General features: G+C 67.2%; 11 protein-coding genes. 8 read left to right on the top strand and 3 right to left on the bottom strand.

The features are described 5' to 3' along the window. Positions 1 to 291: 291 nt before the first annotated feature. Positions 292 to 1,959: a toxin-antitoxin system YwqK family antitoxin gene (locus F0U63_RS23235; RefSeq protein WP_395848097.1), complete on the bottom strand. Its 1,668-nt coding sequence runs from the start codon at positions 1,957 to 1,959 to the stop codon at positions 292 to 294. 224 nt (positions 1,960 to 2,183) lie between these two features. Here F0U63_RS23235 and F0U63_RS23230 point away from each other — a divergent pair, with 224 nt between their 5' ends. The 5 genes from F0U63_RS23230 to F0U63_RS23210 all read left to right on the top strand — a co-directional run bounded on the left by F0U63_RS23230 (position 2,184) and on the right by F0U63_RS23210 (position 9,686). Beyond that, complete coding sequence (locus F0U63_RS23230) at positions 2,184 to 3,455, top strand: M16 family metallopeptidase (RefSeq protein ID WP_395848096.1); 1,272 nt, start codon at positions 2,184 to 2,186, stop codon at positions 3,453 to 3,455. After that, on the top strand, positions 3,452 to 4,762 hold the full coding sequence (locus F0U63_RS23225; RefSeq protein ID WP_395848095.1) for a M16 family metallopeptidase: 1,311 nt from the start codon (positions 3,452 to 3,454) through the stop codon (positions 4,760 to 4,762). Before F0U63_RS23230 ends, F0U63_RS23225 begins: the two co-directional genes overlap by 4 nt. A gap of 287 nt (positions 4,763 to 5,049) precedes the next feature. Beyond that, positions 5,050 to 6,069 (top strand): LacI family DNA-binding transcriptional regulator, encoded by a 1,020-nt coding sequence (locus F0U63_RS23220; RefSeq protein ID WP_395848094.1) that lies wholly within the window; start codon positions 5,050 to 5,052, stop codon positions 6,067 to 6,069. 391 nt (positions 6,070 to 6,460) lie between these two features. Continuing rightward, positions 6,461 to 9,115 (top strand): fibronectin type III domain-containing protein, encoded by a 2,655-nt coding sequence (locus F0U63_RS23215; RefSeq protein WP_395848093.1) that lies wholly within the window; start codon positions 6,461 to 6,463, stop codon positions 9,113 to 9,115. 127 nt (positions 9,116 to 9,242) lie between these two features. Next, on the top strand, positions 9,243 to 9,686 hold the full coding sequence (locus tag F0U63_RS23210) for a RidA family protein (RefSeq protein ID WP_395848092.1): 444 nt from the start codon (positions 9,243 to 9,245) through the stop codon (positions 9,684 to 9,686). A gap of 88 nt (positions 9,687 to 9,774) precedes the next feature. On the opposite strand, the gene F0U63_RS23205 is transcribed toward F0U63_RS23210, so the two are convergent. Together F0U63_RS23205 and F0U63_RS23200 are read right to left on the bottom strand one after the other, a co-directional pair. After that, positions 9,775 to 10,113 (bottom strand): tol-pal system YbgF family protein, encoded by a 339-nt coding sequence (locus tag F0U63_RS23205; RefSeq protein ID WP_395848091.1) that lies wholly within the window; start codon positions 10,111 to 10,113, stop codon positions 9,775 to 9,777. Positions 10,114 to 10,434: 321 nt separating this feature from the next. Beyond that, positions 10,435 to 11,655: a PIN-like domain-containing protein gene (locus F0U63_RS23200; RefSeq protein ID WP_395848090.1), complete on the bottom strand. Its 1,221-nt coding sequence runs from the start codon at positions 11,653 to 11,655 to the stop codon at positions 10,435 to 10,437. Positions 11,656 to 12,134: 479 nt separating this feature from the next. On the opposite strand from F0U63_RS23200, the gene F0U63_RS23195 reads away from it, so the two are divergent. The 3 genes from F0U63_RS23195 to F0U63_RS23185 all read left to right on the top strand — a co-directional run bounded on the left by F0U63_RS23195 (position 12,135) and on the right by F0U63_RS23185 (position 16,053). Then, entirely contained in the window at positions 12,135 to 12,917 is a 783-nt protein-coding gene (locus tag F0U63_RS23195; protein ID WP_395848089.1) for a ChaN family lipoprotein, read from the top strand. Between the two features lie 42 nt (positions 12,918 to 12,959). Then, the gene (locus tag F0U63_RS23190; protein WP_395848088.1) at positions 12,960 to 15,011 is read left to right on the top strand and encodes a glycoside hydrolase family 71/99-like protein; all 2,052 of its coding nucleotides are present in this window, start codon (positions 12,960 to 12,962) and stop codon (positions 15,009 to 15,011) included. Positions 15,012 to 15,120: 109 nt separating this feature from the next. Next, positions 15,121 to 16,053 (top strand): DUF6310 domain-containing protein, encoded by a 933-nt coding sequence (locus tag F0U63_RS23185; protein WP_395848087.1) that lies wholly within the window; start codon positions 15,121 to 15,123, stop codon positions 16,051 to 16,053.

Here is a 16,053-nt window from a genome sequence, read left to right as displayed (position 1 = left end):
CGGATCACCCTACACGGCGTGTGTGCGCGAAATACACGGTTGATGTTTGATACGGGCCTTCCGTGGAAGACCCACTCTTCGCGGGACGCTGTATAGATTGAAAGCCAAGCCACGCTCCAGTGTGGTCCTTGCACATGGACGCCAAACAGTTGCTCATGTGCGCCACGCGCCAGGAGCAACGGCTCGTCCACCTCAAGTGCGAGTGGGATGTGACTGGCTGTATCCGGCTCACTGCAACCGAAGGGACCCGCAGATGAAGTAGGACAACGCCACCCAGCAGTGGGCGCCTCGTCAGTGCACGGGCTCCAGCACGAGTTCCACGCCCTCGGGCTTTTCGCGGACCACGAAGCCGTTGGCCCGGGCCCGCTGCAATGTGAGCGCATAAAGCGCCGCGCTCTTCGGGTCCTTCTCCGCCTTGTCCTTGAGCTGGGTGAGCCGCTTCCGCCACCACTCCTGTGTATGACCTGCTCGCAATTCGGCCACGTCGGACGGGGCCGTCACCCGTGACGAGGCCAGCGTGGCATCTCCCATGAAAACGGCGGACACGCCCGCCGTCTCTTCGTCCGCGCTCAGTCCGCCCTCGCTCCACTGCTTCACCACCCTCCCCTCCGCGTTCCGCCTCACCCACCACCCCGAGGGCCTCCCCTGGTTGAACGCGCCCTCCACCTCCACCAGCCCCGACTCGAACCACCTCGCGTGCCGGCCGTGCACCACGCCCTTCTGGTACGTCCTCCGGTACCTCGGGTTTCCGTTCGTGTAGTACGTGGTGTTCTCCCCCTCGAGCGTGCCTTTCACGTACCCCATCTCCAGCGCGCGCTGCCCGTCCGGCCAGTACAGCTTCCACTTCCCGTCCGGCAGCCCCTCCGCGTAGGACAGTTCCTCCAGCAACACGCCCTGCTCATTCCACGTGCGGAAGATGCCGTGCCGCTTTCCCTCCCGGTACTCGCCGCGCTCCAGCAGCCGTCCGTTCGGAGCGCGCACGTGCTCCGCCCCCTGCTTGCGTCCATCCGGCGACACGCACGCGCTCACCCGCCGCGCCTCGAAGCTCTCCGTGTGGCTCAGCTCCGTTCCCGGCGCGCAGGTCCTCGCCTCCCTCCGCGAGAACCACACGCCCGAGATCGCCACCACCGTGGCCCCTAGCGCCCCCGCCCACGCCGCCGTGACGAGCGGTCTCCTCGCCCCGCCCATGCGCGCCGCCGAGCCCCATCCCCGTCCCTTTCCACCCGACGCCCCGAGCGCCTCACTGGCGCGCATCAGCACCAGGAGTGCCCGTCCCATGCCGAACAGCACCACGGCGAAGGCCGCCACCGACAGCGCCCGCACCGCCAGCGCCGCCAGGAGGAGGAACTCCCCGGAATCACGCGCCGCTCGAATCCCGAGCACCACCGCGAGCACATGGAGCACCACGGCCACCACCGTCTTCACCCTCAAGTGGAGACGGAGCCCTGACGCCTGGGACTCGGCGGTCAGCTCCAGTTCGCCCAGCACGAGCGGCCCGCCCACCAGGTTCAATCCCGGCAAGAGCGCGAGTGCCACCCACTGCACCGCGTCCTGCTCGAACGGCACGCGGGCACGCCGTGCCAGCTGGTACCCCATGGACAAGGCCAGCGCGAACAGACCCCAGGGCAGCACTGCCAGCACCCACGCGGAGGCCGGAAAGAAGTCCGAGGGTGCCCCGGTGAGCGCGTGCACCCACACGGTCATCGCCAGCAACGAGGGGAAGCGCTCCGGCAGCGCGGCCTGGGCGATCAGCACGACCCCCATCCCCACCAGCCCCAGCACGCCCAGGGCGAACAGTCCCCGGGGCGCGACCCGATGCACCACCGGCTCCTCGTCCTCGACCAGCGCCGCCGGCTTCGCGACAGGAACCGCGGGGGCGGTGGTCTTCCTCACCTCGAGCTTGGGAGGAGGTGGCGGGACGGATGGGTCCTTCCATCCCCCGTCCAGATCCAGCTCCAACCCGGAGCTCCCTTCGTCCTCCACAGCCAGGAGGACACCACAGCGGGAACATCGCCCCTCATAGAGGGAAAGCGGACGATGACAGGAGGGACAGGAAGAAGACGCGGTACTCATGGCAATCCGTGCAGGAGGGGGCGGCTCGGCCCACGGGCCACACAGGACGTCATCCCCCATTCACTGGTAGCCTGCCTGGACCTTCCTTCCATTTCCAGCCTCACGGCTTCATGCGCTTCACACGCCTCTCGCTCCCGGTCTCCGCCATGGTGGCGCTCCTGTTGCTGGCACCCGCGGTGCTCGCCGCGCCTTTCGAGGTGGAGCGCTTCCAGCCCTCGCCCAAACACCCGCTGCTGCTGCTCGCCCCGCGCGAGGCGAACCGCTCCACGCTCACCATCGTCTTCAACGTGGGCGCCGTGGATGACAAGCACGTGAACGGGCTCACGCGCGTCTCCCTGCATGCGCTGCTGCATGCCAACTCGCGCGGCACCTACGAGTCCCTGGTGACCGCCATGTACGGCGCCGCCGCCACGCTCGAGATGCGCACCGGGCTGCACGAGAGCCGCTTCACCCTCACGGCCCCACCCCAGGACTTCGACGCGCTCGCCCGCACACTGCTCACCTCCATTCTCTCCCCCAAGCTCGACCCCCGGCGCTTCGAAGCCACGCTCGAGCGGGCCACGAACGACCCGCAGCCGCTCGACCCGGAGGTGTGGTTGGAGTTGCTGCTCGCGCGCACCCTCATCGAGGACTCCCGCTACAAGGATCCCAACATCGGCTCTCTCTACAACGCCCGGGGCATCCCCCTGGACGCGGTGCGCGAGCACGTGTCCAGGATGCTGGCCCCGTGCAACGCCACCGTCATCGCCACCGGGCGCTTCAACGAGAAGGCACTGCGCAAGCTCGTGTCCGGCTTGCGCGGCGGTGCCGTCCACGAGCACCCACGTCCCAAGCTCAAGCTGCCCTACCAACGCCGCGCGCTCGCCTCGCGCGAGGTGCAGGTCCTCGCCTACCCCATCCACCTCCAGACGCCCCGCGAGGCGGCGGCGGCACGCGTCCTCGCGTCGTTGCTGGAGGAGCGGCTCTTCCAGCAGCTCCGCAACTCCGCGGTGGGCTACAGCTTCTCCTCCACGCCCCTGCTCACCACCCGGCTCGATGTGCTCGCGCTCGTCCTTCCGGCCGCGGAGGGTTCGGGCATCGATCTGAGCCCCTTCCTGCGTGAAGAGATGCAAGCGGTGCTCCAGGGCCAGCTCGAGCCCGGTACCTTCGAACGCCACCAGCAATCCACCCTCGTCCGGCTGCGGCTGGCCGACCGCGACCCGCGCCGGGTGGCCGAGGAGCTCCGGACCGCCCGCCAGCGTCCGGCCTGGTACGGCCCCGAGCTGCCCACGCACATCCAATCCCTCACCCCCGAGGCCCTGCGCGAGGTGGCTTCCGCCTGGCTGAGCGAGGAGTCCTCCATCCAGCTCCACTTCGTCACGGACCTGGAGGGCCGGAAGTGAGCACGAACCCCCTGCGAACCCACGGGGCCTGGGTCCTGCTGGCCCTGGTGCTCGTCTCCTCCGTGGCCCTGGCCCGTGGCCGCAAGGCGGCGGTGGGGGCCCCGTTGCGTCCCACGGTGGAGAAGCTCGCCGATGGGAGCGAGCTGGTGCTCGCGCCGCGGCCCCAGGCAGCCTGGGCCTCGTTGCACTACGTGGTGCGCGCCGGCGCACAGAAGGATCCCGAGGGAAAGGACGGGCTGGCGCACCTGCTCGAGCACGTCATCTTCCACGGCACCTACGACGTGCGGGGCGAGAACTTCCAGCTGGCGGTGAAGGCCGCTGGCGGTGAGCTCAACGGCTTCACCAGTGCCCACTCCACCACCTATGTGCTTCAGGCCCCGGCGGAGTCCTTCCTGCCGCTGGCGGACCAGCTCGTGCGCATCGTCACCAGCCCCAAGCTCGACCCGCGGCAGATGCAGCGCGAGGTGGAGATCATCCGCACCGAGAGCCAGGACTTCGGCCAGGGTCCGGGCTTCCACGAGAACCTCGAGGACTCACTCTTCGCGGGGACGGGCTCGCGCTCCATCCTCGGCACCCAGCAGACGCTCAACGGCATCTCCCGGAAGGACCTGGCGGACTTCTACACGCGGCACTACACCCCGGCCAACACCAGCATCGTCATCACGGGGGGCGTGAAGCGCGAGGAGGTACTCGGGATGCTCGAGCGGGCCGTGCGGCTGCCCCCCTCCCTGCCCGGAGAGTCCCCCCTCACGCCGGTGACACCGCCCCTGCTGCCCATCGAGCAGAGCACGCGCGCCGTCTTCAGCCTCATCGCGTATGGCTACCATGTGGCTCCGAAGGACAAGGGGGCCTGTGCTCGTGTGGCGGCCCTGCTGGAGCTGCGGCTGACGCGCTCGCTGCACGTCGAGGAGCCGGTGACGATGGGCATGCAGGTGCGGTGCATGTCCCTGCGGGGCAACACCTTCCTGATGGCGCTGGCCGCCAGCGAGTCGCTCAACGCCAGCACGCTGCCGGAGCGGATGCAGCTCGCCTTCGAGCGGCTGGGCAGCGAGCCTCCAACGGCCGCGGAGGAGAAGCTGATGGACCGGCACGTGCAGCGGGCATTCGCCCAGCAGGCGGATGATGATCTGCAACGGGGAAGCGAGCTGGCGCGAGAGGTGGCCCAACCCCGCTCGGGCCCTCTCAACCCGGCGCTGCTGCTGTCCCTCCCCAAGCGCCTGCCTCGTAAGGCCGTGCAGGACTTCGCGCGCCGCACCTTCCTCCCCGAGCGCCAGGTGGTGGTGAACTTCTCGCCCTTCTCCGGCTGAGGCCGGACCCCGGCGTCCAAGCCCGCCTCACCGGCAACGCGGCGGCGGCAACGCCCCCCACGTCGCCGTCTCCTCGCTCATCGCTCGCTGTCGAGCCGCGGATGGTCAACCAGTTCGGTCCGATGCTGGCGGCATGTCTCGCGGGGCAAGGCATCGCACAGGTGCTCGAGTTCCACGCGCACGCGTGAGGCGGAGGTGTGAGCGGGGCCACGACGGCACGTGGTCTCGCTCCTTGGTTCCGCCCGAAGTGCCTAACGGTTTTGTCGGGGCGATGTTATGAGCCCCGCATGGATGAGCGCAGTTCAACGCCCGTGGTGACACTGGAGGACGTTGCCCGTCGTGCGGGGGTCTCGCCGAGTACGGTGTCGCGCATTCTCAACGGGACCGCCCGCGTGCGCGAGAGCAAGCGCCGGGCCGTGGAGCGGGCCATCGCGGAGCTCCAATATCAACCCAATGTGATCGCCCGGGGACTGGCTCGCGGCCACACCATGTCGGTGGGGGTGATCACGCCAAACATCGCGAGCCCCTTCTATAACGAGACACTCAAGGGGATCGAGGACAGCCTGGCCAAGGCAGGCTACTCGCCGCTGTTCGTGAGTGGCCATGAGAACGTGGCCAAGGAGGTGGAGCGCATGGCGTTGCTGGCCGCGCGCCGTGTCGAGGGCATCATCTTGCTCAACTCCATGATGGACGACGCGTCCCTGCTCAACGCCTCGCAACGCTTGCCGCTCGTCACCACCGGGCGCCACCTGCAAGGCCCCCGGGTGACCAGCATCCAGCTGAACAACGAGCAGGCCGCCTTCGAGGCCACCTGGTACCTCATCGAACTGGGTCATACCCGTATCGCGCACATCGCCGGGCCGGCGCACAACATCGATGCCCGGGAGCGCCTGGCGGGCTACCGCCGTGCGCTGCTCCAGGCGGGCCTGCCCGTGGACGAGCGGCTCATCGCCTTCGGCCAGTTCCACGAAGCCAGTGGCCTGATGGCGCTCAACCAGTTGCTGGAGACGCGCCAGAGCTTCACCGCCCTGTTCATCGCCAATGATCAGATGGCCTACGGCGCCCGCCTGGCGCTCTACAGCAAGTCCATCCGCGTCCCCGAGGACGTGTCTCTGATTGGCTTCGATGACCTGCCAAGCTCGCTCTACACCACCCCGCCGCTCACCACCGTGCGCCAGCCGGCGTACGACGTGGGCCATGCCGCGGGCGAGGCGATGCTGCGGATGATCAACGGCCAACAGGTCTCCCTGCCGGACCTCCCGCTGAACCTCATCGTGCGCGAGTCCACCACGCGCAGGCGTGGCTGACACACCTCCCCAACCATGACGCAGCATGTCACCGCGGGGCCCACGGCCCCACCCGCCCCTTGAAAGCGCTTGTCACCCGTGGGCGGGCCGCCCGCCGACGAGTGCCAGATGCATGGCTTTACGCGGGGCGTCATCACTGCCTGGCTGGGTCGGAGCCGACTTCACGCGCCTCCCCTGACGCTCTCTGTTCAAACATTCCAGCCAACATGTCCGGAAAAGTTGAAAGCGCTTTCAATAGCGGCCTTTACTTCCTGGATAATTAAGTTTTAATACTCTCTCAGAGAATGCGAGCCCGTCTCGACGTGTGCCGCGTGGGTTTGACACAGCGCGACATCCGAGCCGGAGCCACGGTTCTCCTGGAGGCATCGAAATGATGAAGAACGTAGCGTCTATGGTTTCCACCTGGGCTGCCGTGGCGGGCCTTTGCGCGCTCCTGCCAGGCAGTGCCCATGCCGGGCCGGTCTCCGCGGCGAACACCACCCTCTTCGGCCCGAATGTCTACGTCTTCGACACGAGCATGCCGGCCGCAGACATCCAGGCCAAGGCCACTTCCATCTTCACGCAGATGGAGTCCAACCAGTTCGGCACCGAGCGCTACGCGCTGCTCTTCAAGCCGGGAACGTACAACGTCCTCTTCGACGTGGGCTTCTATACCCACGTGGCGGGCCTCGGGCAGAACCCCGACGACGTGCTCATCAACGGTGGCGTGAACGTTCCGGCCTACTGGATGCCGAACATGAACGCGACCTGCAACTTCTGGCGCGCCTACGAGAACTTCTCGATCAACGCCTCGGCCGCCACCAACAACACGACCACGATCGCCGTGTCCCAGGCCGCCCCCCTGCGCCGCATGCACATCAAGAGCGCGGGCGGACTGTGGCTCTTCCAGGTGGATCCCAGCACGGGCGCCGGGGGTTGGGCCAGCGGCGGCTTCCTGGCCGACTCCGTGGTGGATGGCCAGGTGCTCCCCGGCTCGCAGCAGCAGTGGCTCGCGCGCAACAGCAAGTGGGGCAGCTGGGGCAACGCCGTGTGGAACATGGTCTTCGTGGGCGACGTCAACGCGCCCAGCCAGGCCAACTTCCCGACGGATGCCTACACGACGGTGGACCGCACGCCCATCATCCGTGAGAAGCCCTACCTCTACGTCACCAGCTCCGGCCAGTACGCCGTCTTCGTTCCCGCCCTGCAGACCAATACCCAGGGTCCCAGCTGGGCCGCCGGCTCCACGCCGGGCACGTCCATCTCCATCGATCAGTTCTACATCGCGCAGCCGTCCACGGCGAGCGCCGCCAGCCTCAACTCGGCGCTGAGCGCCGGCAAGCACATCCTCTTCACGCCCGGCATCTACCAGCTCAACGACACGCTGCGGGTCACCAAACCCGACACCATCATCCTCGGCCTGGGTGTCCCCTCCCTCATCCCCACCAGCGGTCAGCCGGCCATCTCCGTGGCCGATGTGGACGGCGTGAAGATCGCGGGGCTCATCATCGATGCCGGCGCCATCAACTCGCCCTCCCTGCTGGAGGTCGGTCCCACGGGCAGCTCGGCCAACCACTCGGCCAACCCCACCTTCCTCTATGACCTGACGGTGCGCACCGCGGGCCCGACGGCGGGCAAGAACGACGTGGGCATCAAGATCAACAGCCACAACGTGGTGGGAGACCAACTGTGGCTGTGGCGCGCGGACCACGGCGAGGGCGCCGCCTGGAACATCAACCCCACCAAGAACGGCCTCGTCGTGAACGGCAACAACGTCACGATGTACGGCCTGTTCAACGAGCACCACAACGAGTACCAGACGCTGTGGAACGGCAACGGTGGCCGGGTCTACTTCTACCAGTCCGAGATTCCCTATGACGTGCCCAACCAGGGCTCGTGGATGAGCAAGAACGGCACGGTGAACGGCTACGCGTCGTACAAGGTCGCCGACACGGTGACGAGCCACGAGGCGTGGGGCGTGGGCGTGTACTCCTACTTCCGCGACGCGGCCGTGAAGTCGGAGAACGCGATCGAGGTGCCCAACGTCACGGGCGTCAAGATCCACCACATGACCACCATCTGGCTCAACGGCATGGCCGGCAGTGAAATCACCCACGTCATCAACGGCCAGGGGGGCCGGGTCTACAGCAACGCCCCCGCGGAGGCGATGCGTCAGACCATCAACGAGTTCGCGGGCACCGGGACGCCGGTGATCGACACCCAGGCGCCCACCGTGCCCGGGAGCCTGACGGCCACCGCCGCCTCGAGCAGCCAGATCAACCTGAGCTGGAGCGCCTCGACGGACAACGTGGGCGTGACCGCCTACGACATCTACCGCAACGGCACGCTCGTGGGCTCCTCGGGCACCACGTCGTACAGCAGCACGGGCCTGGCGGCCTCCACGACCTACTCCTTCACGGTCCGGGCGCGTGATGCGGCGGGCAATACCTCGGCCGCCAGCACCTCCGTCAGCGCCACCACGAAGGCGGCCACGGGAGACACCCAGGCGCCCACCGCGCCCTCGAACCTGGCGGCCACCGCCACCTCGAGCAGCCAGATCAACCTGACCTGGAGTGGCTCGACGGACAACGTGGGGGTGACGGGCTACATCATCTACCGCGGCGGCACTCAGGTGGGCACCACGACCGCCACGTCGTACAGCGACACGGGCCTGACGGCCTCGACGGCCTACAGCTACACCGTCAAGGCGAGGGACGCGGCGGGCAATGTCTCGGCCTCCAGCAACACGGCGAGCGCCACCACGCAGGCGGCGGGCGGCACGGGCGGCACGGGCACCGAGTGGACGTACGGGTGGGACAACAACAGCACCACCCAGGCGACCACGTGGTTCAAGCCCACGGGCTTCACGGCGTCCTATGTCATCGTGCACTACGCCTATACGGGCATCTCGCAGCAGAACGTCACCCTGACGTTCAACAACACCACGGGCCGCTGGGAGCTGCCCGTGACCGGCCTGAGCTCGGGCAAGGTGATCTCCTACTCGTACACCTACAACAAGAACGGCGCGCAGTACGACACGCCGACCTACACCTGGACCAAGCCCTGACGGTCTGAAGCGCTCCTGACACGGACGGCCCACTTCCCCGCGAAATCGCGGTGGGGGTGGGCCGCTTCGTTTCGTAGTATGGCGCAATCCGCTCCCCTTCTTTCCAACCTCCATCCAGGAGTCAGTCATGCACCGTACCGCGATCCTCGCCTTCACCCTCCTCGCGTCCGCCTGCGCCTCGAATCCCACCCGCCCCACCCTCGAGTTCATCCCGGATGCGCCGCCGCTCGGGCCCTTCTCCCGGGCGGTACGCGCGGGCGACCTCCTCTTCCTCTCCGGTCAGATCGGCATCGATTCCTCCGGGCAGCTCGTCTCCGGCGGGATTGAAGCGGAGACGCGGCAGTGCCTGGAGAACATCCGCGCCATCCTCGCCCGCAGTGGGCTCGGCATGGACCGCATTGCCAAGTGCACCGTCTTCCTCACCGACATGAGCGAGTGGAAGGCGATGAACGAGGTCTACGTCACCTTCTTCCCCGGGCCAAAGCCGGCTCGCAGCGCCCTGGGCACGGGCACGAACGGGCTTGCGCTCAACGCGCGCGTGGAGATTGAGTGCATCGCGGCTGCGAAGTGACGCCGAACGTCCTCTCGGTGAGCCCACAGGACGCTCGTCCAGACGCCCAGGCACGCCCCACGACTGAACGTCGCGGCAACACGGCTCGTCAGGAAGCCGGCGGAAGGTGCTTCCGGGCGAACCTCAAGGCGTCCGTGTCCGGATACCGGTGAACGACGTACTGGTAGATGCTCCGGGCGCGCTCGGGCTCCTTCATCCGCTCGGCGTAGACGCGGGCCAGCAGCACCAGCGCGCGGGAGGCCTCGGAGCCGTCTGGCGCGACGTCCGCCGCGGTCTCCAGCGCCTTCACGGCCAGCGCGTACTGCCCCTGGGTCACCGCCGTCTGTCCCACGAACAGGTGGTGGGCGAGCTCGAGCTGCTTGAGGACGCGCGGCTCTTCGAGCCCGGCATAGAGGCTCAGCGCCTTGGCTCCATCCTGGCCCGCCACCGCCTGGAGCAGCGCGGCCAGCGTCTCGGCGGAGGCCGGGGGGAGGCAGATGAATCCACTGTCGTGGGCCCCGCCGCGCTCATCCGCCCCGTGCGCAAGGCAGGGTGGACGAGGATCGGCAGGGTCTGCCCTGACACAGCCCCCAGGAGAGGTACTCCGTGGACAGCGAGCGGCGCACCGTAACGCAATCCCTCGCTTCTGCGTCGGCCCGGCGGGCGGCTCATGGGGTACTCGTCAGCACACCTCTCCTCCTGCTCTGCTCCCGCCCACTACCCTCAACAGGGCTCCTGTCCTTCCTATACGTGCACGGGAGCCTACGTCTCATGAACTCTGGTGGATCCGAGTCAGTTCGCGCATAAAAATGTGAAGCTCACCTGCAGCGCGATCAATCTCTTTATTCAACTTGGAGATGAGATCTTTGAGATCTTCATATCTTCGCCTGTCTTCAAATCCTTCGGGCGAATACGGGTCTTCCATAAACTTGGCATCGAGCGCTGCGAGGTCCTGAAGCAACATATCCCTCTCCTCCCGCATACGCTCTTTCCTCAGCGAGAGTTCTCTGAAGCGCATATAGAGGGCATCGCGAGGCACTTGCCCGTGCAACAGTGGATATCGCCTTACTGGCGCCTTCTGCTCTTGTTTATTCAGTGATTGCGAAGCGGTTGGCCGTCGCATCACGCGTTCCTTCTGTTCTTGCTCGTGCTCCTTAACTTCCTTGACCACCTCCGCCGGAACGGGCTGGCCGAGGTATCTGCCGACGAGTTCAAGGAAGCTCGACAACGTGTACATGTAGAAGCGTTGCTGGGCCTCGCGCCACATCTCCTGCCCGAGTTCGGGGCGAGGGCCGTGTATGCGGCCCTGGAAGGACAGCCACCAGTCTTCCTTCTGGTCTTCGGTGACCAGGATGATGGGGCACTGCTTTTCCTTCGCGCGCTCCAACAGCTTGAACCAGATGAGCGCGTCGCCTCCAGCGAGGTCCTCATCCTTCTTGCTGTCGAAATCCTTGAAGCCAGGAGGAATCTTTTTCTCGGCGCGGGCTTTCGCATCCTTGAGCTTGTTGGTTCGCGCATCCCCGGAGTACGGCTCGCCAATCCGTCCACGAAGGAGGGATGCGAGCTCGATGCTCTCTTCATCATCGAGAGAGACACTCCGGCTGCTGCCCTGGGCCTTCGTGACTTGCTCAGAAAGCTGGTCGAGCCCCTTCGCCAGAGCCTCAGCGTCGAGAAACGGGTGCTCGCGCAGGTCGCGCGACTTCAACTGCTCCTTGAGTTTCGTCAGCCCCTCGAGGAGCGGGGTGCAGCTGTCCACGGGACTGTGTGCCACCTTGAGCTTGTTCCGCTGGTACTCGGCGGCAATCTCATAGGGAAGCCAGAGCCGATCACCTAGCTTCTTGAACGTGTCGAGCATGGCCCTCCTCGTCTTCTTGTTCCGCCGGTGCACGTGGAGCAGGACGCTCGAGTCGAAGACGAACGTGGCCTTCTTCCAGAGGTCGTCGAACTCTTCCTGGGTCGGACGATAGTAGCCGGGAAACAGATCCTTCATGGCTCCACAGTAGGCGGTGTGGAGCGGGTACGTCCACTTGGCAGGTGTGAGCTTGGCGCCGGCGCAAGAGTCAACCCAGGCCGAGTGGTGTTGAGGCTGACGCCACCACGGAGCCAACAGGCCCACTCCTCTAGCGCGCCCCCCATGGAACAGGGTGTGTCCGGCGCTGAGCGCCCCCGCGCATGGGGCATGGCCCTCGTCCCCGGGCCCATGGCTCACTGCCCCGTCATGCGCTCCATTCTCGCTCTCTCGCTGTCGCTCGCGCTCCCATGGCTCGGGGGCTGTACCGCGTCCACCTCGCCCGCCCGGGGGCTTCGTCCGCCCCCGCCCCCGAGCAATGGAAGAGTCCCCTGTACTGGGACCATCCGCTCGTGGGGCGGATCTGAGACGCCCGGGCGGGCCAGTGGCTCACGCCAGAGGCGCTCGACGCGGCACTCGGCGGGGCGCGCTTCGTCCTGCTCGGGGAGAAGCACGACAACGTGGACCACCACCACCTCCAGGCCGAGCGCGTGCGCGCCCTCACCGCCTCCGGCCGCCAGCCCGCGCTCGCCTTCGAGATGCTGGATGCCGGGCAGCAGCCACTCATCGACGAGACGCGCCAGCGCTCGCCGGGAGACCCCGACGCCCTCGCGCGCGCGGTGGACTTGGAGCACAGTGGCTGGCCGGATTGGGCTCTCTACCGACCGCTCTTCGCCGTGGGCCTGGAGCGCGACTTGCCGCGCGTGGGCGCCAACCTGCCGCGTCCCGAGGTGCGGCGGCTGGTGAAGGAAGGTCCCGGAGCCCTGGCGCCGGAGACCCGCGCCCGGCTCGGCCTGGACGCGCCCGTGCCCGAGGCGCAGGAGCGGGAAACGCGCGAGGAGATGCGCGAGTCACACTGTGGCCAGCTGCCCGAGTCCCTGCTCGGACCCATGGCGTTCGCCCAGCGGGCGCGGGACGCACAGATGGCGGATCTGCTGCTGGGCAGCGCCACGGCGGCGGGGGGCATCCTCATCACAGGGGCGGGCCATGTGCGCACGGACCGGGGCGTACCCGCGTACATCCTGCGGCGCGAGCCCGGCACCCACGTGGCGAGTCTCGCCTTCGTGGAAGTGGACCCCGAGGCCCACGAGCCCCACGACTACCCCCTTCCCTACGACTATGTCTGGTTCACCCCGGCGGTGGAGCGCGAGGACCCCTGCGCCCCCCTGAGAGCATCGCCGCAGAAGGCTCTCGGAGGGCTTCTCCTGGGTTCTCAATCCACCCACGTGTGGGCGTCGATCTGAATCGCTGGAAAAGCAGCACTTCATATATTACATCGATAATTCATGAAATACGAAAAAATGACGGATAGACTGGCTCGCAGCACCTGGGGACCACGGCTGCTGTCGTGGTCCTGGCTCGCGTGCCTCGTGTGCCTCACCCTTCTGCCCGGGCGGGCCGGGGCCGTGAGCACGGTCATGACGGCCTGGTCGGGCTCCGACGGCGTCTTCAACACCATCAGCCTGGATGGGAAGACCGTCTACCAGGGCCAGAATCTCGGCGGCGGCAACTACACGGGATTGATGTACTTCAAGCGGCCCGCGGGCGTGAACTTCACCCGCGGCGCCACGCTGTACATGGAAGTCGACTTCAAGGACATCGGCGGCTCGGGCAACTTCGGCACCCAGTACAACGCCGTGGGCAATGACTTCCAATTCGCCGGCTTCGCCGTCGGCAACAGCGTGCTCGGCTCCGGCGCCTACAAGACGGCCGTCTTCCGTCTGGACAACGCGGATCTGCACTACGCCGAGAACGGCGGCACGGACCTGCGCCTCACCCAGCCCGGCCCCGTGCAATTGCATATCGTCCAGGTGCGCGTGAGTGATCAGCCCACCCCGCTCTATCAACAACTGACGGCCTTCCTCGGGCCCTACACCGGGCCCACGTATGCCGGAGGGACGCCGGTGGATGCCACCACGCTCAAGGGCAAGCTCCTGTGCGGCTACCAGGGCTGGTTCCGCACCCCGGGCGACGACGACAACACGGGCTGGCAGCACTACATCCCCGACTGGGGCGGCGTCATGAGCCCCTCGAAGATCGCCGTGGACTACTGGCCCGACATGACCGAGTACACCCCGGCCGAACGCCACGCCGCCACCGGCTTCACCAACCCCGATGGCACTGCCGCCACCCTGTTCAGCGCCAACAACGCCCGCACGGTGCTGCGGCACTTCCAGTGGATGGAGGCCCACGGCATCGACGGCGTGGCCGTGCAGCGCTTCCTCCCCGGCGCGAGCCCGGACCTGCCCACCCTGCGGGTGCTCAGCCACGTGCGCGCCGCCGCCAACCTCACCGGGCGCACCTTCTTCGTCGAGTACGACATGACCGGCACGCCCGAGTCCGAGCTCGTCTCCACCATCACCCGCGACTGGCACTACCTGGTGGACACCCTGAAGCTCACGTCGGACTCGCGCTACCTGCACCACAACGGCCTGCCCGTGGTGGGCATCTTCGGCTTCTTCCGCGACCGCTTCAGCCCCGCCACCGCCCACGCCATCCTCGACATCTTCAAGGGCCCCGGCCCCTACCAGGCCTTCGTGGAAGGCGCCGGCGCCTGGTACTGGAACATCGAGCCCTATCCCGAGGAGTGGAAACAGGTCATCTACCGCATGGGCGCCTGGCAGCCGTGGAACACCGGCAACAGCGGCAGCAATCCAGGAGACGTCCCCAACTCCTCCTACTGGGCCGCGGATCAGGCCGCGCTGGCCGCTCGCGGCGTCATGTACGTGCCGCAGCTCTACCCAGGTAGCAGCGACTTCAACCGCTCGGGCAAGGTCTGGGACCCCAGCGCCGACAACCGGCAATCCGGCGCCTTCCTGTGGAGCCAGGTCGCGCGCGCCGCCTCCATCGGTGCCTCCTCGGTGTTCCTCGGCATGTTCGATGAAATCGACGAGGGCACGCAGATCTTCAAGGTGTCCTCGACGCCTCCCACCCAGGCGCATTTCCGCGACAACCAGGGCCTGCCCTCGGATGCCTACCTGTGCTTCACCGGTCAGGCCACCAAGATGATCCGCGGTGAGATTCCCTATCGCACCACCCCGCCCAACTGCGCCGCCATGACCCAGCCCACCATCCCGGACGCGGTGGCGCCCCTGAACGGCGCCACCCCCGCCGGCTCCCAGGTGACGTACCAGTGGACCCCCGCCCTCGCGCTCGCCCAGGGCGGCTCCCTCGCGCGCTACGAGCTGTGGCTGGATGGGGTCATCACGTCAGTGGGCAGCTCCACCCAGGTGACGCGAAGCACCACCTCCGGCCGCCACGTCTGGCGCGTCCGCGCGGTCAACTCCCTGGGCAACGCGGGCGGCTGGAGCGTGGCACAAACCTTCACCGTGCCCTGACGCGCCCGCGCGGGACGCCGGTCCGGCGTGTGCTCCCGGACCGGCCCACCGCGACGCCCCGCTCACGGCGTGTCAGGAGGGAAGGGCCTTCGTGGTAGAGGCCGTCGCCATGCGTTTTCGAGCGTGCATCGCACTTCTGCTCCATGTCTCCGCCTGCGCGACGTCAGCGCCGAGCCCAAGAGCGCCAGCGGCCCGAGCCCCGGAGCTCGCCAACCTCCAACGAGCGGCGACGCTGCCCTGGACGGACGGGGGGCGGTGCGCCGTTCAGGAGGCTACCGAGCCCTGGCCCGTGTTGGTGGAGAGGTGCTTTCAGGCCCTGGACCATGACCGGCTCGAGTTTCACGACCCCACGGGACGATGCTCGATTGCCTCCGCGGGTGCCGCTGCCGTGGGGCTCGGGGTCTGCGTCCTGGCGGCACCGGAACTCGTCGTGGGAGCGGTGATTGTGACGGGCGTTGTGGTGGTGGGCTTCGCCATCCAAGAAGCGTTGGAGACCTACGCGGAGAAGAAGGGTCGTCCCCAGGTAAGGCCCGCGCCTGAAGCGCGCCCTGTGTCTGAAACGAAGCCCCCTCCGCAAGAACCCTCGCCAAAACAAAGGCCCAAGCCAGAACCAGGGAGCAGCGAGGACTGGCCGCCCCCGTTACCGCCCGAGCTCTCGGAGCGAGAGCGCCGCCCGGAGTGCAAGCCCCTACGGGTGCCGCCCAAGGGTGGAAACAGGCTGCACAACAAGTGTGCTGATGGGATTCCGTTCAACGCCTACCGTGGTGCCAACGCACTTGTCAACGGCAAGGCCTTCGACGCGCTGCAAGTTGTCGCGGGCATGCTTTGGGAGGTGAAGACCGACAATTTCGATACATACCCGATCGAACTTCAAGACATTGTGATTAGAAAGAATGTGCGCGACTTCCTGATCGAGCGCGAGCTTGCGAGGGCGTGCGGATTTGACTTCCGGGTCGGCGTGCGAAGCGCCACTCACAAGACCATGCTGGAAACCGACGAACCGCGACTCATGGGCGTTATCGTCCTCATGGATTGGTGCTGA

Source organism: Cystobacter fuscus (genome assembly GCF_044360685.1).
In the GTDB taxonomy this organism is placed as follows: Bacteria; Myxococcota; Myxococcia; order Myxococcales; family Myxococcaceae; genus Cystobacter; species Cystobacter fuscus_C.
Note: the sequence above shows the minus strand (reverse complement) of the source record. Positions and strands in the feature narration are given on the sequence as shown.

Excerpts from the sequence above, each read along its gene's own strand:
- F0U63_RS23230 (WP_395848096.1), top strand. The coding sequence starts at position 2,184 with ATGCGCTTCACACGCCTCTCGCTCCCGGTCTCCGCCATGGTGGCGCTC.
- F0U63_RS23220 (WP_395848094.1), top strand. The coding sequence starts at position 5,050 with ATGGATGAGCGCAGTTCAACGCCCGTGGTGACACTGGAGGACGTTGCC.
- F0U63_RS23215 (WP_395848093.1), top strand. The coding sequence starts at position 6,461 with ATGGTTTCCACCTGGGCTGCCGTGGCGGGCCTTTGCGCGCTCCTGCCA.
- F0U63_RS23210 (WP_395848092.1), top strand. The coding sequence starts at position 9,243 with ATGCACCGTACCGCGATCCTCGCCTTCACCCTCCTCGCGTCCGCCTGC.
- F0U63_RS23200 (WP_395848090.1), bottom strand. The coding sequence starts at position 11,655 with ATGAAGGATCTGTTTCCCGGCTACTATCGTCCGACCCAGGAAGAGTTC.
- F0U63_RS23190 (WP_395848088.1), top strand. The coding sequence starts at position 12,960 with ATGAAATACGAAAAAATGACGGATAGACTGGCTCGCAGCACCTGGGGA.
- F0U63_RS23185 (WP_395848087.1), top strand. The coding sequence starts at position 15,121 with ATGCGTTTTCGAGCGTGCATCGCACTTCTGCTCCATGTCTCCGCCTGC.